The organism is Geobacter sp. FeAm09 (genome assembly GCF_008330225.1).
In the GTDB taxonomy this organism is placed as follows: domain Bacteria; phylum Desulfobacterota; class Desulfuromonadia; order Geobacterales; family Pseudopelobacteraceae; genus Oryzomonas.
In genome coordinates this window covers 4,077,011-4,099,068 of the sequence record NZ_CP042466.1, presented here as the reverse complement: position 1 = coordinate 4,099,068, position 22,058 = coordinate 4,077,011, and the positions used below count along the sequence as shown (strand labels likewise).

General features: G+C 60.7%; 21 protein-coding genes and 2 pseudogenes. 6 read left to right on the top strand and 17 right to left on the bottom strand.

Annotated features, from left to right (window positions below; translation table 11 throughout):
• Nucleotides 1-209: 209 nt before the first annotated feature.
• The 14 genes from FO488_RS19215 to FO488_RS19155 all read right to left on the bottom strand — a co-directional run bounded on the left by FO488_RS19215 (nucleotide 210) and on the right by FO488_RS19155 (nucleotide 14,374).
• Nucleotides 210-425, bottom strand: a complete 216-nt coding sequence (locus FO488_RS19215) for a hypothetical protein (protein WP_149212024.1) — start codon at nucleotides 423-425, stop codon at nucleotides 210-212.
• 676 nt (nucleotides 426-1,101) lie between these two features.
• Entirely contained in the window at nucleotides 1,102-1,530 is a 429-nt protein-coding gene (locus FO488_RS19210; protein WP_149212023.1) for a hypothetical protein, read from the bottom strand.
• Between the two features lie 186 nt (nucleotides 1,531-1,716).
• Entirely contained in the window at nucleotides 1,717-2,382 is a 666-nt protein-coding gene (locus FO488_RS20290; RefSeq protein ID WP_240732079.1) for a hypothetical protein, read from the bottom strand.
• Between the two features lie 627 nt (nucleotides 2,383-3,009).
• Nucleotides 3,010-3,690 carry a cytochrome c3 family protein gene (locus FO488_RS19200; RefSeq protein ID WP_168206109.1) on the bottom strand — a complete coding sequence of 227 codons (681 nt, stop codon included), beginning with the start codon at nucleotides 3,688-3,690 and terminating at the stop codon, nucleotides 3,010-3,012.
• Nucleotides 3,691-3,781: 91 nt separating this feature from the next.
• Nucleotides 3,782-4,822 carry a cytochrome c3 family protein gene (locus tag FO488_RS19195; RefSeq protein WP_149212021.1) on the bottom strand — a complete coding sequence of 347 codons (1,041 nt, stop codon included), beginning with the start codon at nucleotides 4,820-4,822 and terminating at the stop codon, nucleotides 3,782-3,784.
• Between the two features lie 4 nt (nucleotides 4,823-4,826).
• Nucleotides 4,827-5,891, bottom strand: coding sequence for a 6-bladed beta-propeller (locus tag FO488_RS19190; protein WP_149208721.1), 1,065 nt, complete (start codon nucleotides 5,889-5,891; stop codon nucleotides 4,827-4,829).
• 19 nt (nucleotides 5,892-5,910) lie between these two features.
• Nucleotides 5,911-7,836 carry a hypothetical protein gene (locus FO488_RS19185; RefSeq protein ID WP_149208720.1) on the bottom strand — a complete coding sequence of 642 codons (1,926 nt, stop codon included), beginning with the start codon at nucleotides 7,834-7,836 and terminating at the stop codon, nucleotides 5,911-5,913.
• Nucleotides 7,837-7,884: 48 nt separating this feature from the next.
• Nucleotides 7,885-8,415, bottom strand: a complete 531-nt coding sequence (locus tag FO488_RS19180) for a cytochrome c3 family protein (protein ID WP_149208719.1) — start codon at nucleotides 8,413-8,415, stop codon at nucleotides 7,885-7,887.
• A 59-nt stretch (nucleotides 8,416-8,474) separates the two neighbouring features.
• Nucleotides 8,475-9,665: a hypothetical protein gene (locus FO488_RS19175; protein ID WP_168205814.1), complete on the bottom strand. Its 1,191-nt coding sequence runs from the start codon at nucleotides 9,663-9,665 to the stop codon at nucleotides 8,475-8,477.
• A gap of 30 nt (nucleotides 9,666-9,695) precedes the next feature.
• Nucleotides 9,696-10,913 (bottom strand): cytochrome c3 family protein, encoded by a 1,218-nt coding sequence (locus FO488_RS19170; protein ID WP_240732077.1) that lies wholly within the window; start codon nucleotides 10,911-10,913, stop codon nucleotides 9,696-9,698.
• A gap of 320 nt (nucleotides 10,914-11,233) precedes the next feature.
• Nucleotides 11,234-12,763: a YifB family Mg chelatase-like AAA ATPase gene (locus FO488_RS19165; RefSeq protein WP_149212020.1), complete on the bottom strand. Its 1,530-nt coding sequence runs from the start codon at nucleotides 12,761-12,763 to the stop codon at nucleotides 11,234-11,236.
• Nucleotides 12,764-12,925: 162 nt separating this feature from the next.
• Nucleotides 12,926-13,594 carry a peptidoglycan editing factor PgeF gene (gene pgeF, locus FO488_RS19160; protein WP_370514294.1) on the bottom strand — a complete coding sequence of 223 codons (669 nt, stop codon included), beginning with the start codon at nucleotides 13,592-13,594 and terminating at the stop codon, nucleotides 12,926-12,928.
• Nucleotides 13,591-13,725, bottom strand: coding sequence for a hypothetical protein (locus tag FO488_RS20760; protein ID WP_370514293.1), 135 nt, complete (start codon nucleotides 13,723-13,725; stop codon nucleotides 13,591-13,593). Before FO488_RS20760 ends, pgeF begins: the two co-directional genes overlap by 4 nt.
• 40 nt (nucleotides 13,726-13,765) lie before the next feature.
• Nucleotides 13,766-14,374 carry a DedA family protein gene (locus tag FO488_RS19155; RefSeq protein WP_149208653.1) on the bottom strand — a complete coding sequence of 203 codons (609 nt, stop codon included), beginning with the start codon at nucleotides 14,372-14,374 and terminating at the stop codon, nucleotides 13,766-13,768.
• A gap of 105 nt (nucleotides 14,375-14,479) precedes the next feature.
• On the opposite strand from FO488_RS19155, the gene FO488_RS20285 reads away from it, so the two are divergent.
• From FO488_RS20285 to FO488_RS20510, 6 genes and pseudogenes are all read left to right on the top strand, one after another.
• Nucleotides 14,480-15,142 carry a homocysteine S-methyltransferase family protein gene (locus FO488_RS20285; RefSeq protein ID WP_240732075.1) on the top strand — a complete coding sequence of 221 codons (663 nt, stop codon included), beginning with the start codon at nucleotides 14,480-14,482 and terminating at the stop codon, nucleotides 15,140-15,142.
• On the top strand, nucleotides 15,073-15,456 hold the full coding sequence (locus FO488_RS20280) for a homocysteine S-methyltransferase family protein (RefSeq protein ID WP_240732073.1): 384 nt from the start codon (nucleotides 15,073-15,075) through the stop codon (nucleotides 15,454-15,456). The genes FO488_RS20285 and FO488_RS20280 overlap by 70 nt, the downstream gene beginning before the upstream one ends.
• A 115-nt stretch (nucleotides 15,457-15,571) precedes the next feature.
• Nucleotides 15,572-15,793 (top strand): methylenetetrahydrofolate reductase, encoded by a 222-nt coding sequence (locus tag FO488_RS20275; RefSeq protein WP_240732067.1) that lies wholly within the window; start codon nucleotides 15,572-15,574, stop codon nucleotides 15,791-15,793.
• Nucleotides 15,794-15,822: 29 nt separating this feature from the next.
• Nucleotides 15,823-16,056, top strand: a complete 234-nt coding sequence (locus FO488_RS20270; RefSeq protein WP_240732065.1) for a methylenetetrahydrofolate reductase — start codon at nucleotides 15,823-15,825, stop codon at nucleotides 16,054-16,056.
• A gap of 240 nt (nucleotides 16,057-16,296) precedes the next feature.
• Complete coding sequence (locus FO488_RS19145; RefSeq protein WP_149212019.1) at nucleotides 16,297-16,815, top strand: hypothetical protein; 519 nt, start codon at nucleotides 16,297-16,299, stop codon at nucleotides 16,813-16,815.
• A gap of 332 nt (nucleotides 16,816-17,147) precedes the next feature.
• Nucleotides 17,148-18,030 (top strand): annotated as a pseudogene (locus FO488_RS20510) (tyrosine recombinase XerC); the annotation flags it as partial.
• 838 nt (nucleotides 18,031-18,868) lie between these two features.
• Here the strand turns inward: FO488_RS20510 and FO488_RS19130 are convergent.
• The 3 genes and pseudogenes from FO488_RS19130 to FO488_RS19120 all read right to left on the bottom strand — a co-directional run bounded on the left by FO488_RS19130 (nucleotide 18,869) and on the right by FO488_RS19120 (nucleotide 21,885).
• Entirely contained in the window at nucleotides 18,869-19,573 is a 705-nt protein-coding gene (locus tag FO488_RS19130; protein WP_149208648.1) for a DUF4388 domain-containing protein, read from the bottom strand.
• Nucleotides 19,574-19,740: 167 nt separating this feature from the next.
• A pseudogene (locus tag FO488_RS19125) lies at nucleotides 19,741-21,334 on the bottom strand (acetyl-CoA hydrolase/transferase C-terminal domain-containing protein).
• 260 nt (nucleotides 21,335-21,594) lie between these two features.
• Nucleotides 21,595-21,885, bottom strand: coding sequence for a Dabb family protein (locus tag FO488_RS19120; RefSeq protein WP_149208646.1), 291 nt, complete (start codon nucleotides 21,883-21,885; stop codon nucleotides 21,595-21,597).
• Between the last annotated feature and the right edge of the window lie 173 nt (nucleotides 21,886-22,058).

Here is a 22,058-nt window from a genome sequence, read left to right as displayed (position 1 = left end):
CCGGTCTCCTGGAAGCCCCAGGCCTGCAGGTTGGTGAAGTTAGCTACGAAATTCACATAACCGGTGGTGGTGTGGCAGCGTACGCAGCCGTCGGTGGAGACGTTGGCCGGCGTTACCGCCGAGCTGTACCCCTGGTATTTCCAGGCGGCTCGACGAGGTTTTCCAGCGGTTGTTGGCCGAATGGTAGTTCTCGGCGTATTCGCCGTTGATCACGTTGTTGTGCCGTGGCAGTTGGAGCAGGCGTCGGCCGGGGAGACGTAGGAGGTCGATGCATTGGCAAAGACGTACCTGCTGCCCGAGTACCAGCCGACGGTGGTGACGCCTACGTTCATGGTGAAGACCTTGTTGGCGTTGCCGTGGGGCTTCTTCAGGTCGGTGTCGGTCTGGCTGTTGAACACGCCATAGCGGAACCGATTGCGTGGCACTGTTGGCAAGCTTGCGTACGGGAGACTTTGCCGGTAGAGGAGTACGCAACATAGGCGGCCGTGGGGTTTGTCTTATGGCTGTGGCACGTAGTACAGATGTTAGCTCCGTACAGGATGCCGTGAGCGCCGTTTTTGTGCGAGGACAGCAAAATTACCCTTCTGCAGGTCCAGGCTGGTGTGGGGCGAACCGCCGTGGCAGGCCGCGTTGTTACATGCGGTTACCCGGCATTGACGCCGGCGTTGTAGTCAGCCACGATCTGGGAGAAGGTCAGCGGGAAGGACCGTGGCAGGAGGTGCACTGGTGTTCATGGCGGCGGTCAGGGAGGTCACCGGGACGCGGCTCGACATGTTTTGAAGACCGCCGTATTGGCGGTGAGGTATGCCTTCACGGAAACGATGTAGTCCGTGACGGTATCCGGGGTGAAGGCAAAGGTCTTGGTGGTGCGTCGGCGGCGCCGACCGAAGCGGAACCGGCGGCTGCTTTCCTGGCATTGTACTTGTACATGATGCCGGTGGAGGAGGTGTAGGCGGCAAAGCGGTGCTGGTTGCGGTGGTCTTGACGTTGACCGCGGTGTTCGTGTAGCCGTTCAGCGGACGGACAGCGATGCGCTGAGCGTGGGGCCTGGGTGTAGGTGGCCGTTACCGGCCGTGTTGGCGGTGCAGGTGAACGGCAGCGTCAGGACTTCGCCGGCAACGGTGCCGCCGTAGGCCACGACGCCTGCGCCGATGTTATAGGTGGCGATCTTGTAGCGGCGGCTGCCGAGATGGTGATCGGCATGCTCGTCCCGGAGGAGACGCCGGAAGCGCCGCTGGAGTTGGAGGTGCCGTTGGGCAGCTTGATGGACACGGTGCCGCCCGTGGTCTGGGTGATGGTCACGGCATAGGTCGTGGCGGCGGTGCCGCTGTAGGCGACCTCAACGGAGTGGGAGCCGGAGGTCCAGGGACCGACCGTACCCGTATAGTTGGGGTTCTGGGTAATGCCGTCGACCTTGACCGTGGAGGTATAGCCGGCAGCCATGCTGATGGTGGCCGAGGTGGCGGTGGTCGGGTAGTAGTATTTCAGACCCGACGTCACGTTGCCGCAGTTCCACGGAGAGCGCGACATTGTTGCCCGCCACGCCGGTGGGTCCCGTTACCTTGATCGTCAATGTCATCGCGCTGGCGAGGACCGGAACGACCAGGAGAAGCAGGACTGTTATAAGTAAGCCTGCAGATTTACGCATTCTTTTCTCCTTTCAGATTCTCAATCGCTAAGTTTCTGCCTACAGGCCGGTCTACTTGATGTGGCAGGTCAGGCAGAGGGCGGAATCCTTCTGCGGTGCCAGCACCAGGTAGTTGACCGGCTCGGTGCCCGTAGTCGTGTACGTGTTCTTCTTGTTGTGCACGTCGTGGCAGGTAGCGCAGTCATGTACGATTTACCGTTGGAGAAATAGAGGCGGTCCTGAACCGTGATATTGTAGGTGTTGCCGGTGTAGGTGACGCTCGCCTGACGAATCCAGGGATCCTGATTGGCGGTGGCGGCGGAGATATCGCTGGCGGACGGGCTGCCCGTGGCGGGCCGACGGCACATCGGTGTAGCTGAAGCCGACCGGATGGTCGTTGGACAGACCGGCGGTGCCGGCACCAACGCCTGCGCCGTTGCCGAGGTCGGGAAGTTGTCGCCGGTCAACATGGCGGCGGTGCCGGTGTTGCCGTAGTGCTGGTCAGGGGCGATCGTGCCGTCATGACAGCTCATGCAGAGACGGGTCGGGCCGATAGCCTTGTCGCTGGTGGTTTCCTGCAGTTCGGCGGCGTTGATGGTCGAGCTGGCATAAGCGGTGGTGAACACCGTGGTATCCGTGGCGCGGGACCAAAGCGGCAGATAATCGCTGACATTCGTGCTGGTGGCGGCATGGTGAGGGGTGTGGCAGAATGCGCACACGCGCCCGTTGGAATCGGTATAGCCGTAAGTCGTCATGTTGTGGGGCGAGTGAGAACACCATCCCCAGGCGCGGCGAGTGCAGCCGAGGCAACGCCGAGAGCACCAAACACAAGTGCAGTCAAATCTGTTTTCTCATTGTAAGCTGTCTCCTTTTCTTTCGTCTAAAATTGGATTCTACTGCCAGTCTCTTCGTACAGCATTCGGGTTTGGTATCTGTCTGCCTCGTCTCCTTTCCGCCTTTCCTCTCGCCGGTTTGTCAGTACCGGAAAAGCCTGGTGCTGTTTTTTACCCTGGGCCTGTAATTCCAGGTTGTTACTATATTTCAGATATTTATCCACAGGTCTTGATAGCAACATGAGTGCCAACAAACAAAAATGGGGGATTGCACACCGTGGCGGTCGGGATCAGGGAGGGAGGTGGGAACAATAGTTTAAATAATTGAGAATGCTTACGAGTTTTTTCCCCTATTCGGGGCGCTCAAACATTCAAAATTAACCATATATATTTTTCGTCGTTTTTGCGGTTTATTGGTTACTTAGCGTCCCCCCATTACGGTTATTTCACGGAGGCACTGTTTTTTCACGTGGTATGACAAAAGACCCCTCTCCTCCCGAAACGGAAGAAGAGGGGTCGCACGGTTTGCCTGGCCGCCAGCCGGGGATGTCAGGGGTAGGGATAGGGGTTGAAACTGGCCGTGCCGGTTGTCGTGGGGTGGCAGGAAAGCCCGCTGGTGCCGGTGCCGGTGACGAGGCAGCTGCTGGTTGACGCATCGTAGGAGGACCCGCTGCCGGCGTAGCGCAGGTCGAAATTTATCAGGTGCAGGGCATTGGAACTGGTGGTGAGCCCGGCCTTGTACGGGACGCCGTGGGGGTCGTGACAGGCGGAGCAGGAGGCCCGGTAGCTGCTGTTGGTGCTGAGCGGGTTGTGCTGGCCCCAGACGTGGGCCCGGTGCAGTTTCCCGATGTTGGTGGCGGAACTCGTGAGATAGGTTTCGTCGTGGCAGCTATAGCAGAGCGGGTAGTTCGAGATGCTCTGCCCCTGGGAGAAGGTGTCCGGGTTTTCCAGGCGCAGCAGGTGGCTGCCCGAGCCGTGGGAGTCGTGGCAGTCGTTGCAGTAGATCATGGTCATGCTGGCGCTTTTGAGGCTCAGCCCCTGGCTGTTCCCGACCCGGACGAATTCCTTGGCCACCGGGTGCCAGGACTTGGCGCTCCCCCAGTCGAAACGCTCGCGCTCGTCCAGCGAGCCGAAGGTGCGTGACACCTGCGGATAGGTGTTATAGTTGCCTGCCAGGGCGGCATCGCCGGAGTGGCACCGGAAGCAGATCTCGTACTCGTAGCTGGCCACGGTCTTCTGACTGCCGTTGATGTCGATGCCCGCACCCCCTTGAGGACGCCGTTCACGCTGGGCGGGCCGTTGGGCGAGGCCGTGGCGTTGCTCAGGGGGCGTTCTGCCAGATCGCCTGGTGGGGATTGTGGCAATCCACGCAATGGACATGCTTGTCGGTTGCCGGCAGGGGAAGCGTTTCCGTTTCACTATGCTTGTTGGCGGCGCTGTCATAACCGCCGGACGGGTGGTGTGCGCCGGAGACGGCGAACTGGCTGTAGACGTTGGACGGGTACGAGGAGCTGTTGTGGCAGGAGGCGTAACAGTTCGTGTCCATGCTGGCCCCGGCGGCGGTGAGCGTCAGCAGATCGACCCCCTGCTGGGCCCCGTGGGGGGTGTGGCAGTTGACGCAGCCGTTCTTGGCCACATCGGCCGGGATGCTCCCGCTGGAGCGGGTGCCGCCGTTCTCGTGGGCACTCCCCGTCCAGTCGGTCTTGGCGTGGCAGACGGTGCAGAGTGCATCCCGGTGGCTGGAGGTGTCCAACACCAAAAAATTGCCGTACTGGTTGTCATGGGGGTCGTGGCAGGAGGTGCACTCCACGTACAGGGTGCTTGCGCGCCTCACCAGTTTGATGCGGGTGGTTCCGGTCACCGTGGCGGCATCCCGGAATTCGGAGGTCTTGCGGCCATACTCCATGGAGATCGGATGGTCGTCGCGCAGGTCCTTGCCCAGAACGGTCGATTTCCCGGTGGGAGGCGGCGTAAGGGGACCAAGTGTCGCCGAGGTGGCGTGGGTGCCCGGGGCGCCAAGGGCAATGGTGCCGTCGTGGCAACTCAGGCAGAGTCGTGAAGGCCCCTGGGGCTGGCCCGGGCTGGCTGCGATGGTAGTGGACGCGTAGGGAGTATAGTCCTGGGCGGTGTTCTCCTCGCGGCTCCAGAGCGGCCCGGTATAGCTGGTATCGGAAAGCTTGGTCGCGTGGTGGGGGGTATGGCAGAAGATGCAGACCCGCGTCTCTTCCGTGGACATCACCCGGGCCGTGCTTCCCGACGACAGGTTGTGGGGAGAGTTGACGATGCTGTCGGCGCCTGATCGGGAAGGCAGGGCCATGGTTGCTACCGCCAGAGCCGCCAGGATGGCGCGGAAGAGTTTCATGGCGTCACTTCTCCTTTCCTTGCGGGGCCGCGGGCGGGACAATCCGGAAGATCTGGATACGCCGGTTGTAGGTATCTGCCACGTAGATCCTGTCGTTGCGGTCGATATGCACGCCCGACGGCATCCAGAACGTGCCGGCCTCGCTCCCGCTTGCACCGAATTCAAAACGGAAGCCGCCCGACATGTTGTATACCTGTACCGCATCGAGTTGGGCATCGGCCACATAGATGGTGCCGTTACTGTCCACGGCAACCCCTTTCGGCTTGGAGAAGTCGCCGCCGCCGTCGCCCGGCCGCCCAAACGCCCTCCGGAAGACCCCCTCGGCGGAAAACACCTGGATGCGTGAGTTCAGGGGATCGGTGACGTACAATGTGCCGCTGTTGTCGATAAAAAGATCGGTGGGGCGGTTGAATTGCCCCGGCCCGGAGCCTGTTCCTCCGATGCGAAAGCGTTCGTTGCCGCTCAGGTCGCAGACGACAACCTGGCTGGAGGTAGTATCGCTCACGTATAGCAGCCGGTTCCTCCGGTTGAAGGCGATCCCGGTCGGGCGTTCGACGGAATGGATAAAAGGGGTCAGGGCGTTATCCCGGAAGCTATAGCGGTACACCAGACTGGCCGCCGAGTCGGTAATATAAACGTTGCCCGCCCCGTCGCCGGTAATGGCGATCGGGTTCTTGAAAGCGGGCCCTTCCCCTTGGCCGATGATCGTATAGGTGTTCTGGCCGGCATCCATGACGTGGACAACGCCAAAGGCGGGATCGGCGATAAGGAGCCGCCCGGTTTCGTCAACGTAGATGCCGTAGGGGCGGCCGATACGAACATCGCTTTCCCCTACGAAGACATCCGCCAGCCGGCGCCAGAAGCCTTTGCGTATCCCTGCATCCAGATAGCTGCCGACTTCTCCGGCCCAGGCGATCTGGGGCTGTGCGGGTGGAGGCGGCCATTCTATCCGCCGCGTCGTCTGTGCCGCCGAACCGGCGCAGGCGGCCAGCAGCATGCAGAGGATGCCGATGGCTGCGAGACGGCCGACCAATGTTCCCCGCGTCGGTGTGTGGTTGTATTCTCCCATTGGGGCACCTACCGTTGATTTAGAAATAACGTGACACCGTGAAACGCACCGTTTCGTCGGTGGCCGTAGTGCCTCCCTCGCGGCGCAGCCCCAGGGAGGTGTTCAACGATGCAATCATCTTCCCGAGGGACCAGCGCAGGGAGGCACCAACCGTGAGACTGTCCTTCGTGTTGGCGCCCGTTACGTTAATATAGGTCGAGTTGAGCGTCATGTATGTCGTGGAAAAGAGTCGCTTGCCATAACCGGCGGTTGCCGTGAAGGAGTTTTCGTCTGCCCTGCGGCTGGTGGTCGTGCCGGTGGTAACCGGCCCGTACCAGAGATACTGGTCGACCAGTGTCAGCGACAGGACCCCGTCACGCAGTTCGTTGCTGTAGCGCATCTGCGCCGTAAGCGATTCGTGCTTGTCCGCTTCCGAATCAAAGCTGTTGTATTCGGCGCCAAGCGTAACGGAGTCCCATTTCCGCTCCAGACCAAGCGTAGACCTTATTTGGGCCGTCAGACTGGCCAACTGCCCCTGGCCGGCGGAACGGTCCATGTGCGATTGGGAAAAATCACCGTACAGGCGATATTTCCCGCCCAGAAACTGGATATTGCCCCCAAAGCCGTACGCATTGGTTGTGGTCTTCAACTGGGGATCCACCTGGTAGTCATAACTGATCAACAGGCTGTCCCCATCCTTGATCGCCCCGCTGGTCAACGGGACGATCTCGGTCAGGGCCCCGCTGACGGTCACCTGGTAATCCACGTTCAGGTCATAGGGAGCCAGGCGTTTCAAGGCGTCGGCGTTGCGCACGGTGATGCTGCTGGCGATCACGTTCGGTTGTGCCAGATAGAGATGGGAGGCAAAGGACACCGTATGCTGTTCATTATATATGTGCAGCCGGTCGGTGCCAAGGTCGCGAGTGTCCAGGGTGTACTGGCGATAGCCGTTGAGCGAAAGCGTGCTCTGGGCCGGGAGCTGTTTGACATAGTTGAACGACACGCCACCGTTGATCTCCTGATCGTAGCCCGTGGGGTAGTCGTTTTTCCGGGCCCGTAGGTCCAGCCGCGTGGTCAGGCTCTTGAAGAGTTGGTGCTGGAGCCAGGCGCCACCGGTATTATGTTTTTGGGCGCCGGGGTCTCCGCCCGTGCTCCCAAAGGAGTAGTTGGCGCCGCTGCGGAGGCTTTTCCCCCAATCCCAGTGGACTGCTTCGCTCCACTCGAAATTTTTTGTGAAGTTGATCCCGGTCGATTCCGATGCCTGCAGCCGGGAACTCACCCTGCGGGCTTTCGCACCGTCTGCCCACACCAAATCGTTCTGGAGTCTGATTTCATAATGGTTGTCGAAATTGAGCCCCCCCTGGGCGGGGCTGTAGGTATTGTGTATGTTGTACACATCGACGGCGGTGGTGCTGATGGCGGCATTATGGGCGGCATGCAGCCGGATCTCGTCGCGAACCCGCTTGGTGTCTACCTGCAATCCGCTGGTTTCCGAGGTGCCTGTGGCGTATTCGATGGAGAACGGCAGCATCCTGTTTTTCAGCGACCACGAGAGGTTATACGTCGTATTGGTCACCTGGTATGATTTTGAAAATGGGACCGAAACCTGGGTGATGTCCGATTTGGCGGAAAATTCTGCCGGAGCGACCGATTGCCCGAGCAGGAGCCCCTTGATGTCATACAAAAATCCAATTTTCGAAGACGACTGATCCCGGGAACCGCTCTGATAGGTCAGCCCCTGGTTGAAACGCAGCGCGGTCCTGAAGGAGCCCTTCAGCAGACTCGGCCTGATGATGCCGTAATCGATCTTGAAGGTGTAATCCTCCTCCATCTGGTGCTGCTGCGAGGTAGTGGCCTGCTGCTGTCCGTTGAACTGATAGGTGAAGTCAACGCGCTGTTGCGGAGTGCCGAGCAGCAAAAGACCCAACCTGGCCGCTCCGGCCTCCCGAACGGATGTCAGCAGCAAAAACAGAAGTATGAGAGGGAGGGTTGGCTGCCGCATGCACGCTCCCGGTTACTTCAGGAAAAAGAGCACATTCCCGAAATGGGGATCGTGGCAATTGATACAGATCAGGCCGTGGCTTGCCGCTTTCTCGTGCAGAGAAGCCGCCTGCCGTTTTTCGTGGTGGCAGGCAGCGCAGACCTCCGACGGACGCACCTTCAGGAGCGCGGGGTTGGGCGAATTGTGCGGCTCGTGGCAGACAAGGCAATCCCCAACCGCCACCGGGCCATGCACAAAGGAGCCCTTGACGAACCCGGTGTGGCAGACGAAACAGAGTTCATTTTTGGATTTGACGACAAGGCCGCTTTCGGTGGTCTTGTCATGGCAGTTATCGCATTTTTTTTCGTCATAGGGGTTGTGGGACGACGCCTTGCCCGCATCCCCGGCGGCACTGCTCTTCCCTTCAGCCTCGGCGCGCGTCTTGGCGACCACTTGGGCGGCATAGTCGGCGCAGTACTGTTCGGCTGGAGGCATGCTCGGGACGCCGTCGAACAGGGTCGAGGTCAGCTTATACCTGGTAAGCGGGCTGCAGCCCCAGATCATACAGGCAATAGCGGCAAAATATACAACCTGCCGGAGCCTATGGAGAAAGCGATCCGATATCACTCCGTACCCCGGCTGTCACCCGCCTTTTTGGCACCGAACTGTCCGGTCACACCCTGCTGTTGTCCCTCCGGGACGTCGGCTGCCCCCTTTTTATGCCCCAACCCATATATGGAAACCATGGCGTCCCCCATCTGGTTGGTGACAAAGGCGACCGCCTCCAGTATGAAATCAGGATCGGCGAATTGCTGGAAATAATCCAGGTTGTCCGTTGTCACGTCGATCCCGGCCGGCAGGTTCAAGGCGCCCGAGAGCAGCGGAGGATCGCCGAAAAACATCAGCAAACGCTGTTTTTCATTAAAAATCTGCACATTCTGGAACCCCCCGTCAACGACCCAGATACGATGTCTGGCATCGACGGCGATCCCCTTCGGACGCGTGAACTCACCGAAAGCGTCACCCAATTTACCGAATTTGCTGATAAAATGGCCATCCTTGTCCAGGATCTTGACGCTGCCGTCGTTGATATTGGTGACATAGATCAAGCCCTTGTCGTCGAGGGTGAAGTTCGTGGGCAGGGCGAGCCCCAGGGATTTGTCCTCGAATTGCCCGATACTGCGTATGAGTTCCCGGCTCTTCCTGTCGAAAATTTTGATGTCGTTGCCATTCAGGTCAAGGATATACACATTGTCGCCATCCAGTGCCACATCCACGGGTTTCATGCTGCTTCCCTTGCCGATGCTCCCGACATAGGAACCGGACGGGTCGTAGATCAGGACCTCTTTCCGGAGCGTGTCGGCGACATAGATGCTGCCGTCCTTGTCGACCGCCAGGTTGATCGGCTTTTTCAGCTTCCCGAGCCCGGGATTTTCCTTCATATACTCGAAGGTCTTTTTCTGAAGGTCGATGATGACAACGGTGGAAGCCCCCTGAGTATCGCAGATATACAGCTTCCCCCTGGTATAGTGAATCCCGTATGGCCTGGTGATCGGCTTGTTGACGTCGCGATCGCTGGCACCGCTCAGAAGCAGTGAAAACTTGCTCTGCTGGTCTTCCACATCCTTGGAGCCCGAGATCGCTCTCAAAAACTGGACCCGGGGTTCATTGGGCGGAGCGGGGAAAAACACCGAGGTCTTCTTTGCAACCGGCGCAGCGGCGCAGCCTGCCAGCAGCAGCGTACCGGTCATGATCATGGCAATGGTTTTTAGGATCCTTACAACTCCCTGCAACGGTCTTGTCTCTGTATGCATACGTAATCTCCTTGCTGACGTTCACCTGTTCTATTTCTTGTCCTCTGCCTGATAATTTTGCGGTTTCTCCCGGTCGTACGTAAAGGGGCGGTGGCAGCCCGGCGAACAACTCCCCCCCGTTGCCGTGAGCTTGAAATTGATCGGGATCTTCCAGTCGCCGAATTGTACCCCCTCCTTGCTGATCAACTTTTCTCCGGTGCTGGCGTGGGGCTCATGGCAGACACGGCAGGTGCGCCCCTTACGATTGACGACGTGGACATAGTGCAGATTGCGATTCCCGTTGCGGAACTTGGTATAAATCGTGGTTTCCGGGAAGCGGAGCAGATTCTTCTCGTGGCACGACAGACATACGCCATAGAGTCCCTCCTTGTAGGCAACATAGAGGTCCGTCGGATAGCTCCCCTTGAGCAGGCGGAAATTGTCGCTGCCGTGAGGGTCATGACATGCCCGGCATTCACCGAGCTCCAGCGGGCCGTGCAGGTATTTCTTTCCTTCGATTTCCTTCTTGATGTTCCTGAGGGGCGGCTTGCCGAGCTTATCCGTATCATGACATCCGAGGCAAACGCTCCTGTCGTCCCCCGACAGCAGTCCTTTGGCCTTGGAAAAATGGCTGGAATGGCAGTTGCCGCATCCCCCCGCCTCTTTGAGCGGCTTGTGCACAAGCTTCAGTTTCAGCTTCTTTTCCACCCCTGGATGGCAACTGATGCAGATATCCGGCATCTTTTTCTTGAGCAGTTGGCCATTTTCACTACTGTGCGGGGTATGACAGGAGGTGCAGGGGCCCTTTTTGACCGGCGGATGGATGAACGGCGAGTCCTGGAGTGTTTTCAAAAAATCGGCATGACATTTAAGGCAGCTTTCCCACACCGGTCCCCTGAGCAGTTTCTTCTCATCCGACTCGTGGGGATTGTGGCACCGGCTACAGGAACCTACGGCTACCGGGCCATGCCTGACTTTCTTCTTAAAATCGGCGGCATCGTGGCATCCCATGCAGAGAGCGGTCTGGTCGTCCCCCCCCTCCAGCAGGAAGCGGCCGGCGCCGCCGTGAGGCTTGTGGCAGTACGCGCACTCCCCGTCCTTGACCGGAGGATGCACGTCCTTTTTCTTGCCGAAGGTGTCATGGCACTGGTAGCAGAGGGCGGCCCCCTGCGCGGTCAGGGCAAAGCTCTTGGCGCCTTTGATCGGGTGAAGCTGGTTGGTCTGTTTGTGGCACCCCGAGCAGTCCCCCTCCTTGATCGGTTCATGCATGTTCTGCGTTCCGCCAATTGACGTATGGCACTCTGCGGTTTTACATGACACATCGGCAGCCTGGGCGACGCACGGAAATATCGCCGTCAGCAGGAGGAGGCCCACAGATCTAAGATTCATCGAGATTATCTCCATCAAAAAGGCCCGAAAGGCAAAAAAAACGGCGGCAGGTTTGAATATATCTAACTCGCCGGAATTATTACGAGCAAGTACCGTACCAGCCTGCCCCGCCCCCTGGGCCGGGCCCGCCCTGTTTCAGACATAAAAGCCTGATTTATAAATGTATACTATCGATACATTTTTTTAAACAGAATAATTGTTTACGGCGCCTTGCGGTCCAGGCTGCGGTACTGGATCGCTTCGGCGATATGCTCTTCGCGGATCTGCTCGCTGTCCGACAGGTCGGCGATGGTGCGGGCGACCTTGATGATACGGTTGTAGGTCCGGGCGGAAAAACCGAGACGATCGGTAACCAGTTCCAGCATGCGGCTGCCGGCGCTGTCCAGCTCGCAGAACTTCTTGATGAAGCGTGGCGTCATCTGGGCGTTGCAATGGACCCTGGTCCCCTGGTAACGCTCGGCCTGGCGCTTTCGGGAACGCGCCACCCGCTCGGCGATATCCCGGGAACTCTCGGCCTCTCCCCGGTCGGACAGGTCGCGGTAGGTGACGGCCGGCACCTCGATATGGATGTCGATCCGGTCCAGAAGCGGGCCGGAGATGCGCGACCGGTAACGGTGAATGGCAAGGGGGGTACAGACGCAGGGGTGGACCGGATCGGCCAGGTAGCCGCAGGGGCAGGGGTTCATGGCCGCGACCAGCATTACCCGGGAGGGATAGGTCAGGGTCAGAAGGGAGCGGGAGATGGTGACGCGGCCGTCTTCCAGCGGCTGGCGCAGCACCTCCAGGACGTTTTTTTTGAATTCGGGCAACTCGTCCAGAAACAGGACGCCGTTGTGGGCCAGGGAGACCTCCCCCGGCTTGGGCGTGGTGCCGCCGCCGATCAGGCCGACGTCGGAGATGGTATGGTGCGGGGAACGAAACGGCCGGGCCGCCAGGAGCGCCCGGCCGCTCTCCAGCATGCCGCTGACGCTGAAGATCTTGGTGGTCTCGATGGCCTCGTCAAACGACATGCGCGGCAGAATGGTGGGGATGCGGCGGGCCAGCATGGTCTTGCCCGACCCTGGAGGGCCGATCATGAGGATATTGTGTCCGCCGCTGGCGGCGACTTCGAGGGCCCGCTTGGCGTGTTCCTGCCCCTTGACCTCGCTGAAGTCTTCGCCATATTCGCAACCGCTGGTGAAGAGGGATTGGAGGTCCACCGCAAAGGGGTCGATCCCGTCACGGCCATTGAGGAATTCCACCACCTGGGAAAGGGCGGTGGCGGCAATGATGTCGATTCCCTCCACCACCGCAGCTTCGGACGCGTTCTCCGCGGGCAGGATGACGCCGGCCAGGCCGGCTCGCTTGGCGGCGACCGCCATGGAAAGGGCGCCGCGGATCGCCTTGAGGCCGCCATCCAGGGAGAGCTCCCCCAAAAGCAGGTACTCCCGCAGGCGGGGCGTCTTCACCACGCCGGTCGCCGCCAGGATGCCGATGGAGATGGGGAGGTCGAAGGCCGCCCCTTCCTTCTTGATGTCGGCCGGCGCCAGATTGGCGGTGATGCGCCGGGCCGGGAAATCGTAGCCCGAGTTCTTGAGGGCCGCCTTGACCCGGTCCTTGCTCTCCTTGACGGCGCCGTCGGGCAGGCCGACCGTGGCAAAGGCGGGCAGGCCGGGGGCCAGATCCACCTCCACATCCACAAGCAGGGCATCGATCCCGATCAGGGCGCTGCTGAGGACTTTGGCAAGCATATCTCACCTCTCAATCCATGGTACCCGGGAATCGTCCGGCAGCGGGGCCTTCGCGGATACGTCGTCAGAATGCGGATGATACCAGGGTCAGCGAGTCCAGAACGGCGGTGCTTACGTATCAACTATGTCAAGAGGTGTTCAGAGCGGCAAGGAAAGCCCCGGTTATGGCGGCGTCAGCATAATGAAGCCCATCTGCCTGCCCGTATCCCCACTATCCCGGCGGTAGGAGAAGAACAGGTCCTTCCGGCAGCAGACGCACATATCGGAGACCTGTATCCCGGCGGCCGGCACGCCGGCGGTCAGGAGCAGGTCCCGGTTGGCGGCGGCCATATCGAGCAGCCACGTGCCCTCGCCGCGGGCCTCGGCAAAGGAGTTCCAGGGCATCCCGTTCTGGAGAAAGGCCTGCCTGACCGGAGCATCCACCTCGTAGCAGCATTTGCCGATGCTGGGGCCGATGGCGGCCTGCAACTCTTTGGGATCGCTGCCGAAGAGCGAACCCATCCCGGCCACTGTTTTGGCAACCAGTTTGGCCGCGGTGCCCTGCCAGCCGGCATGGACCGCAGCCACAACCCTGTTGCGGGGATCGCAGAGGAGGATCGGCACGCAGTCGGCCACGCAGATGCCGATCATGACGCCGGGCTGATTGGTGATGATGGCGTCGCTCTCCACGCTCAAGAAGTGGCTGTAATCCTCGTTGGGTTCGTCGATTACCAGGATATCGGTGCCGTGCACCTGCCGCACGCTGACCAGGGCCTCCTGGTTGACGCCGAACGTGCGGGTCAGGATGCTGCGGTTACCCTCGACGTTGAACGGTTGGTCCTGGGTGTTCATCCCCAGGTTGAGCGAATTGTAGGGGGACGGGATACCCCCTCGTGGCGGGTGGTAAACCCCTGAACCGATCCGGGTGAACCGGCAAAATCGACGGCAACGTAGTGGATGCGCCCCGTGCGCTTGATCTGCATGCGTGCTCCTTCTGAAAAATCTTTTGCCTTCTCGCCGGCTTTACGCTTTAATACCGTTGCGCCGGCGATAGCGCCATACATAGACTGCAACCAGAATAATGCTGAACACAATGACCCAGGCGAGGGCCTTGTGCGAGTACTGCATGATCAACTGCTGGTTCTCGCCGATGGCATAGCCGATGACGGCCAGGATGCTGCACCAGAGGCCGGCGCCTGCCAGGGTGTAGAGCGAGAAGCGGATGTGCCCCATGCCGGACAGGCCGGCCGGAATGGAGATCAGATGGCGGACCACCGGCAGCAGCCGGCCGATGAAGGTCGAGATCTCGCCGTGCTGGAGGAAAAAACGCTCCACCCGTTCAAACTTCTCCGGCGGGATCAGGACGTATTTGCCATACCTGATGATCAGCGGCCTCCCCAGGTAGCGGGAGGCGAAATAGTTGGCGTAGGCCCCCACGAGGCTTCCCAGGGTACCGCACGCAATGGCGGCCGCCAGGTTCATCTTTCCCTGGAAGGCCAGGTAGCCGGCCGGCGGCATGACCAACTCGCTCGGCACCGGGATCACCGAACTCTCCATGGCCATAAGCAGGAATATGCCGGGATAGCCCATGGTGCCGATGGTGTGGAGAAGCCATTGAATAAGAGCATGCATCGTAAGTATTCCATCCTGGAGCAAAAATAGGAGAATGTTCTATATACCCCATCTCGGGGATTCGGGCAACAGCAGATACGCCAGCTCCTAAGAACGTGGTTACCCATGACTATTCTCGACAGACTCACAACAGAGATCCTTACCGGAGACGGGGCCGTTGGCACCATGCTTTACGCCAGGGGGATCGGGCTCGACAGCAACTTCGAGCACTTGAACCTGGTGCGTCCGGCCCTGGTGCTGGAACTGGCCCGCGAGTACGCCGCCGCCGGGGCCCAGGTGATCGAGACCAACACCTTCGGCGCCAACCATACCAAACTGGCGGCCATCGGCCTGGGCACAAGGTCGGCGAGATCAACCGGGCCGGGGCGCGCATCGCCCGGGAGGCGGCCGGGAATGGCGACAAACTCGTCGCCGGTTCGGTGGGCCCCTGGTGCGCATGAAGGGCGAGGAACAGGAGTTGACCCCCGACGTCATGGCAGGGCATTTCCGGGCACAGTGCATCGCTCTGGCCGAAGGGGGGTGGATCTGCTCCTGCTGGAGACCTTTGGCTCGCTGGAGCAATTGGTCGCAGCGGTACGGGCGGCCCGGGAGACCGGCCTGCCGGTCTGCGCCTCCATGGCCTTCATGGAGGGGGGCGCAGCGGCGACGGCACGACGGTGGAGGCGTTCTGCGCCGCCGTGGAAGCGGCCGGAGCCGATATGCTGGGCGCCAACTGCGGTGCCGGCCCGCTGGAACTGGTCAAGGTGGTGCGCCGCCTGGCGGCCCTGACCGCCAAGCCGATCTCAGCCTATGCCAACAGCGGCTTTCCCGAGTACCATGAAGGGCGCTACATCTACCGCGCCACCCCCGATTATTTCGCCGCCATGGCGGAAGAGATGGCCGCCGCCGGAGCCAGCCTGATCGGCGGCTGCTGCGGGACCACGCCGGAACATATCGCCGCACTCGCCCGCACCCTGGCAGGCAGGCGGCCCTCTCCGCGCCCCCCGTGTCTGCCCATGCCGCCGCTGGGGTCCAGGAAGGCTCCCGGCCCCACAGGGCTTCGTTTCTGGATCCGTGGGGGCGCCGCAAGGTCATCACCGTAGAGCTCGACCCGCCCAAGGGGATGGACTGCCGCCGGATCATCGAGAGCAGCCGGCGCCTGAAGGAGGCCGGGGTGGATGCCATCAACCTGGCCGAGAATCCCCTGGCCGCCCCCGCATGGGGAACATCGCCCTGGGGAGCATCATCCAGCGCGAGGTCGGCATCGAGGTCATCATCCACGTCACCGGCCGGGACCGCAACCTGATCGGCATGCAGTCGGACATGATGGGCGCCAGCCTGCTGGGGTTGCACACGATCCTGGCGGTGACCGGCGATCCCGCCGCCATGGGGACCATGCCGGGGCCACGTCGGTCTTCGATCTCCACTCCTTCACCCTGATCAAGCTCCTCACCGACATGAACCGCGGCGTGAACGCCATCGGCAACCCCATCGGCAGCGGGACCGGCTTTACCGTCGGGGCGGCCTTCAATCCCAATACGAAGAACATGGCGCTCCAGGCCGAACGGCTGCGCAAGAAAGCGGCCAACGGCGCCCGTTTTGCCCAGACCCAGCCGGTCTATGACCCGGGTCTGTTCCTGGAGGCCCTTGAACAGACCCGGGATTGCGGCATCCCGCTTCTGCCGGGATCATGCCGCTGGTAAGCGAACGCAATGCCGAGTATCTGCACAACGAGGTGCCGGCATCAGCGTCCCGGACGCGATCCGCGCCCGCATGAAGGCCTGGAGAAGGAAGCCGGCGCCCGGGAGGGCTGGCCATTGCCAAGGAGTTCATCGACGCCACCTTCACTGCCGCCGGAGGCTACTACCTGATCCCCCCTTCGGAAAATGCGAACTGGCCCTGGAGTTGATCGACTATATTCACGCACGGGAAGGGGAACGGCGATGATACAAACGTTCAAGGCGGGGCTGCTCCTGCTCTGCTGCCTGATGACAACCGCCTGCAGCACACCGAACTCGACCATCCGCGAGGAGTTCGAAAAGAGCATGAAGGCCTACAACAAGCTGCTGCGCTGGCATGAGATCGAGGGGGCCGGCATGGCCTACATGGTGCCCGAGTTGCGCGACGAGTTCGTGAAAGCCGCCGCCGACATCAAAAAGCGGGAGGTCGCCATCACCGATTTCCGCATCCTGACTTCCGAATGCCTGCCGGACAAGGGGACCGGCGAGGTGGTGGCCGAATTCGACTACTACATCCTCCCCTCCAACCGTATCAAGACCCAGAGCTACCGGCAGGATTGGGTCTACCGCGACATCAACGAACGGAAGAGCTGGAAGGTGAAGAGCGGCCTACCTCCTTTGAATGAGAGTCAAAGGCATCTCTCACTCGCTCACTCGCTCACTTCGTTCGCTAGAGCTCACAGAGGCACGGAGAACATCAAAAAAATGGCTCTCTATCCGTAATGTCCGGTTAGGTTTGCGTAGCATGTCAAAAGCCCCCTCATCCGCCCCTTCGGGGCACCTTCTCCCGGTGGGAGAAGGGATATTCACCATCCCCTCTCCCGTCGGGAGAGGGTGGCCGAAGGCCGGGTGAGGGATAAAGCAGGGTCTAAACTCTATTGCAAAGACTAAACCGGACAACGCTGGCTCTCTATCTAAATAACGGTTATTCACGAAAAATACGAAAGACACAAATAAAACCGAACGATTACAGATAGAGGCGAATATATTCCAATCTTTTCTCTGTGCCTCTGTGTGCTCTGTGAGAAACGATTTTCGCTTTTGAGGCTTTTACCGTGGCACGTCTTGCCGAACAGATAACCGCCTTCTGTGCCTACCTGGAGACGGAGCGCAACGTTTCGCCCACACCCTGGCCGCCTATCGCCGCGACCTGGAGCAGTTGGCGCTCTTTGTCGCCAAAGAGCGGGGCGATGACGTCTCGGCCGGGGAGATGGACCATCTTTTGCTGCGGCGCTATCTGGCCCTGCTCGGCAAAACGGCGATGAAAAGCTCCATCGGCCGGAAGTTGGCCGCCATACGGACCTTTTTCCGTTTCCTGCTGCGGCGGGGCGAGATCGACAAAAACCGGCCGAGTTGACCGCCACGCCCAAGAGGGAACAACGCCTGCCATTTCACCTGGACATCGACCAGGCTACCGCCCTCATGGAGGCCCCTCGCCAGACGAGAAGTACGCCTCAGGGACGGGCAGTCCTGGAGCTGCTCTATTCCAGCGGGCTGCGCGTTTCCGAAATGACCGGCCTGAACGTTGGCGATCTCGATCTGTCCGGCGGCATGGTGCGGGTGCTGGGCAAGGGGGGCAAGGAGCGTATAGTGCCGGTGGGGAGCCGCGCCGCCCAGGCCGTCCGGGAGTACCTGGCCCAGCGCGGGGAACTGGCCGGAACCGGCCCGCTCTTCCTCAATACCCGCGGCCAACGCCTCAACCGCCGCAGCGTGACGCGCATCATCGATGCCCACGTCCTGCGGGTGGCCGCCTTCAGGCGTATCTCCCCCCATACCCTGCGGCACACCTTCGCCACCCACATGCTGGAAGGGGGGGCCGACCTCAGGTCGATCCAGGAGCTTTTGGGCCACGCCTCCCTCTCCACCACCCAGAAATACACTCACGTCGGCATCGACCGCCTGATGGAGGTCTACGACAAGGCGCATCCCAAGGCAAAGAACCGGGGTAACCCCTGCCATCCGGCTCACGGCACCTGCAACCGTACCGCCCCGGCCCCTTCGTTACGCCACCGCCCGGCCACAAAAAACGGGAGGCGGAATCCCGCCCCCCGTTACGTTCACTGCTGCCTGCCGGCGTCAGCCGAGCGCCACCTCGATCTTGTCCCCGTCGCTCACCTTGAGCTTCTTTTCGATCCCCGGTCCGACGATGATCGTGCCGTCGTACTGCTGCCCATGTCGTTCATGACCATGACCGGGAATGTCCGCTCGTGCCCGCAGCCTCGTTGACCAGCCTGAGCTTTTTGAACGGCGCCTTGTAGAAATCGCCGATATACTTGGAGTGGGCTGACTGATGGCGACCATGCCGAACGAATCGAAGCTGCTGCTGGCCTCCTTGTTCGCAAGGTGGCTGATGCGCAGCCTCAGGGCGGCGGCCGCCCCTCCCTGGTCAGCCGGGGCGTCGGTCTGCCGCACCGCCGCCGTGGGCTCGCCCTGCTTGGCAGAAGCGATTCCAGTTTCTTGACCGCCAGGTTGAGGTGATGAACAGAACCTGGAGATTGATATTCTTGGCGCACAGAAGGCAGAGCATGGCCCGGGAAAGGCCTTCACCAGGATGCGGCCATCGGCGTAGCGCAGGTCCAGGATATCGAGGTTCTGTTCGATCTGCAGCCCGTAGGTGCACTCCAGCGACAGGGCCGCCGTTTTTTTGAGGATTCAGCATCGATCAGCGAGGGAAAGGCGTGGGCGAGGACCTCGCCCCTGCCGCCGAAAACGGCGCTGCCGATAACCCCTCGACACTGTTGATATGCTGCAAGATATCCTGCATGGTGCCAATCTCCTACTTGCCGGGGATCAATACCGCCCTGATCTCTCTCTCCACACTCTCCAGGTTGGCTTCCGGTTTGACGGCGATGCTGAGATAATGTTGTTTGGAGTCGTACATCAGCAGGTGATACTGCTTCGTCTGCACGGCCGCCGCCTTGATCTCTCCCAGCCCCAGAAGCTCACCGAAACGGTTGCCGGTGGTGGCCAGGAAGAGTCCCTTGGCGGCCAGGGCCACGGCTTCGATGCTGTTATCCTGGAGCGGGTTGCCTGCTTTGTCCAGCAGCACCGCGTACGTGACCGCCTCAATGTCCTGGAGCCGCGCCGCGACCTTGCTCATGGTCCGCCGCGGGGCCACTGCCGGGGCCGATTCGCCGCCTGATCCGGGCGCTCCGGCGTTTTCTTCATCCATGCGGCGCAGGGCTTCGAGCAGCAGGTAATCGGTGCGGTAGTGGATCGTGCAGACGTTGGAGGTCATTTCGGGGTGGATATTGAAGATGCCGCCCGGCCACTTGATAATCCGGTAGATGGCCTCCTCGCCGATCTCCGGCCCCAGTTCGGCATGGATGATCTCGCCGTCGGCGAAATAGATGGCCCCTTTTTGCTCACCGTATTCGATCGTGATGCCGCCGGTATACTTGTTGTGTCCCTTGAGCTGGATGACGTCCGTAAGGGAAAGACCCACCACGGCGCCTTGGAAACCGCTTATCGTATCAGCCATCGCTACCGCCCCGGGAGTGAAATTGATTCTCATGGTGGTGACAGGCAGGTAAATCGTGTTATTTAAAGCATAAGTGCGGGACAAGTTCAAGCAGTATATGGGCGGGGTAGCATGAAAAACCCCGCCGGCTGTGCCGGCGGGGTCGTTTGCGGGAATGGGTGACGCCGCTATTCGCAGAGGTCCACCTTCACGTCCCAGTTCTTGATCTTCATGGTGCCGTTCTTCTCCAGGTTGAGATGCATCTTGAAGGCACGGTCCCACAACTGGGGCTCATGCCCGACCTTGCGCCTGAGGCAGTCGGCCTTGGCCATTTCGAAGTACTCGGTGAGGATCGGCTTGTAGTCCGGATGGGCGCACTTGTCGATGATGACCTTGGCCCGGTCCCGCGGGCAGAGGCCGCGCAGGTCGGCCAACCCCTGCTCGGTGATGACGCAGTCCAGGTCGTGCTCGGTGTGGTCGATGTGGGAGCAGTGGGGCACCACGCAGGAGATGCCGGTCGGGTCGGTTTTGCTCGGACGGCTCGACGGGGTATGCATCATCTTGAGGAAGCCGTTGCGCAGGAAGTCGCCGGAGCCGCCCAGGCCGTTGATCATGCGGGTGCCGCCGACCAGGGTCGAGTTGGCGTGGGCGTAGATATCGATCTCCACCGGGGTGTTCATGGCGATGACCCCCAGGCGCCGGATCGGCTCCGGGGCGTTGGAGATGGAGAGCGGCCGCAGGGTGATCTTGTCGAAATACTTGTCCATGTTCTCGAAGAACTTGGGGAAGCCGGGTGTCGCCGAAAGGGAGAGCGAGCAAGAGGAGGCGTGGTCCAGCTTGCCCGAATCGAACAGGTCGAGCATGGTATCCTGGAGCACCTCGGTATAGACGGACAGGTTGTAGAACGGCCCCTTGGCCAGGCCGCCGATTACGGCGTTGGCGATGGAACCGACCCCGACTGGATCGGCAGCAGGTTGTCCGGCAGGCGCCCCATCTTGACTTCATGGGTGAAGAAATCGATGATATGGCTGGCGATGGCTTCGGACGTGTCGTCCTGCTCGGCGAAGGCGCGCCCCTGGTCGCGGAGTTTCGATTCCACCACGGCCACGATCTTCTTCGGGTCGCAGGGGATCGACGTGGAGCCGATGCGGGAGCCGGCCTTGGTGATGTTCAACACCTGGCGATTCGGCGGAGTGCCGCAGGAAACCAGGTCGTGGATCCCCTCGAACGACGGCTCGCCGGTGTTGACCTCGATGATGATCTTGTCGCAGATCATCAGGATCTCCGGAATGACGCCGCAGGAGGAGGTGGGGACCAAGCCCCGTCCTCGGTGATGGCCGAAACCTCGATGATGGCCAGGTCGAGCTTGCCGGTTTCGGTGTCCTTGGTGTAGAAACCGTACCCCAGGTCCTGGGCGAACAGGGAGAGGTGCTTGTCGCCCATGCGGATGCGTCCCTCGTTGATGCCGGCGGCGATGTTCTTACCGGTCTGATACGGCCAGCGGCGGTCGATCATGTCGAGAGAAGCCCAGCGGTCCTCGGTTTCAGCCCCTACCGAAGCGCCGATGAACAGGTTGAATTTCCATTTCCCCTGGAGGTTGTTCTTCTCCACATGGTCAGCCAGCGCAATCGGGACCACCTTCGGGTAGCCGGCGGGGGTAAAGCCGGACCACCCCAGGTTCATCCCCGGCTTGAAGAACTGGATGGTCTCTTCGGCTGTCATGACCTTGCTCAGAAGCGATTTGTGACGTACGCGATCCTGTAATGTACCATACTCCGACATTTTCTACCTCCTGTTTGCATTTAGTGTCTACAGCCTCAAAACTATTCCGGCACCCTTGCGAGCAGAACTACACCATGTCAGCAAATAATCAGCAATTACAGAATATTGTACGGTCAAACGAGAAGCAGTGTGAATAGAACTGGATTTTACGCGTGCAAACATGTTTAGTCAAGTCAAAATGTATACAGTTTGGGGATCACCGCCGCACGAAAAGCCGCCCATCCCGGCGCGGCGCGCAGGTCCGGGCGGTTTGAAGCCGGTCAGTCCCGGTAATCGACGGCGACGATGGAGGAGCATACCGACCTCATATGGGGGAGCACCTCTCCGGCATGGTAGGGGTGGATCTGGTAGGCCTCGAGGTCGTCCAGGGAGTCGAACTTCGTCACCAGGGCGATGTCATAGGAGCGTTCGGAGCGGATGACATCGATGCCGGCCTCCAGGTGGCGCAGTTGGGGGACGTTACCCTGCATGCTGAGCAGTTTTTCCCGGGTAACCGCAAGACTTTCAGGGCTCGCGTCGGACAGCTTGAAAAAAACGATATGGGTGATCATGGCAAGATAGCTCCTTGGCTGATGGCTGGCGGTGGCCTCGAGGGAATGCCTATCCGTATACCGCGCCGCACCGCCCGTGTCAATGGCGCCGTCGCACCAATCAGCGCCGCACTTGCGGATCGCCGCCCGCGTGCTACAGTTGATGCCAGACAGACCATTTCGAGGCTACGGAG

What these genes read in the sequence shown, in the direction of transcription:
- FO488_RS19120 (WP_149208646.1), bottom strand. Translation starts at nt 21,885, where the DNA reads ATGATCACCCATATCGTTTTTTTCAAGCTGTCCGACGCGAGCCCTGAA.
- FO488_RS20760 (WP_370514293.1), bottom strand. Translation starts at nt 13,725, where the DNA reads ATGCAGATCAAGCGCACGGGGCGCATCCACTACGTTGCCGTCGATTTT.
- FO488_RS19145 (WP_149212019.1), top strand. Translation starts at nt 16,297, where the DNA reads ATGATACAAACGTTCAAGGCGGGGCTGCTCCTGCTCTGCTGCCTGATG.
- FO488_RS19155 (WP_149208653.1), bottom strand. Translation starts at nt 14,374, where the DNA reads ATGCATGCTCTTATTCAATGGCTTCTCCACACCATCGGCACCATGGGC.
- FO488_RS19130 (WP_149208648.1), bottom strand. Translation starts at nt 19,573, where the DNA reads ATGGCTGATACGATAAGCGGTTTCCAAGGCGCCGTGGTGGGTCTTTCC.
- FO488_RS19210 (WP_149212023.1), bottom strand. Translation starts at nt 1,530, where the DNA reads ATGTCGCGCTCTCCGTGGAACTGCGGCAACGTGACGTCGGGTCTGAAA.
- FO488_RS19180 (WP_149208719.1), bottom strand. Translation starts at nt 8,415, where the DNA reads ATGATCTGGGGCTGCAGCCCGCTTACCAGGTATAAGCTGACCTCGACC.
- FO488_RS19170 (WP_240732077.1), bottom strand. Translation starts at nt 10,913, where the DNA reads ATGCATGAACCGATCAAGGAGGGGGACTGCTCGGGGTGCCACAAACAG.
- FO488_RS20290 (WP_240732079.1), bottom strand. Translation starts at nt 2,382, where the DNA reads ATGACGACTTACGGCTATACCGATTCCAACGGGCGCGTGTGCGCATTC.
- FO488_RS19165 (WP_149212020.1), bottom strand. Translation starts at nt 12,763, where the DNA reads ATGCTTGCCAAAGTCCTCAGCAGCGCCCTGATCGGGATCGATGCCCTG.
- FO488_RS20285 (WP_240732075.1), top strand. Translation starts at nt 14,480, where the DNA reads ATGACTATTCTCGACAGACTCACAACAGAGATCCTTACCGGAGACGGG.
- FO488_RS20280 (WP_240732073.1), top strand. Translation starts at nt 15,073, where the DNA reads ATGCTGGGCGCCAACTGCGGTGCCGGCCCGCTGGAACTGGTCAAGGTG.
- FO488_RS19175 (WP_168205814.1), bottom strand. Translation starts at nt 9,665, where the DNA reads ATGCATACAGAGACAAGACCGTTGCAGGGAGTTGTAAGGATCCTAAAA.
- pgeF (WP_370514294.1), bottom strand. Translation starts at nt 13,594, where the DNA reads ATGAACACCCAGGACCAACCGTTCAACGTCGAGGGTAACCGCAGCATC.
- FO488_RS19190 (WP_149208721.1), bottom strand. Translation starts at nt 5,891, where the DNA reads ATGGGAGAATACAACCACACACCGACGCGGGGAACATTGGTCGGCCGT.
- FO488_RS19195 (WP_149212021.1), bottom strand. Translation starts at nt 4,822, where the DNA reads ATGAAACTCTTCCGCGCCATCCTGGCGGCTCTGGCGGTAGCAACCATG.
- FO488_RS20275 (WP_240732067.1), top strand. Translation starts at nt 15,572, where the DNA reads ATGGGGAACATCGCCCTGGGGAGCATCATCCAGCGCGAGGTCGGCATC.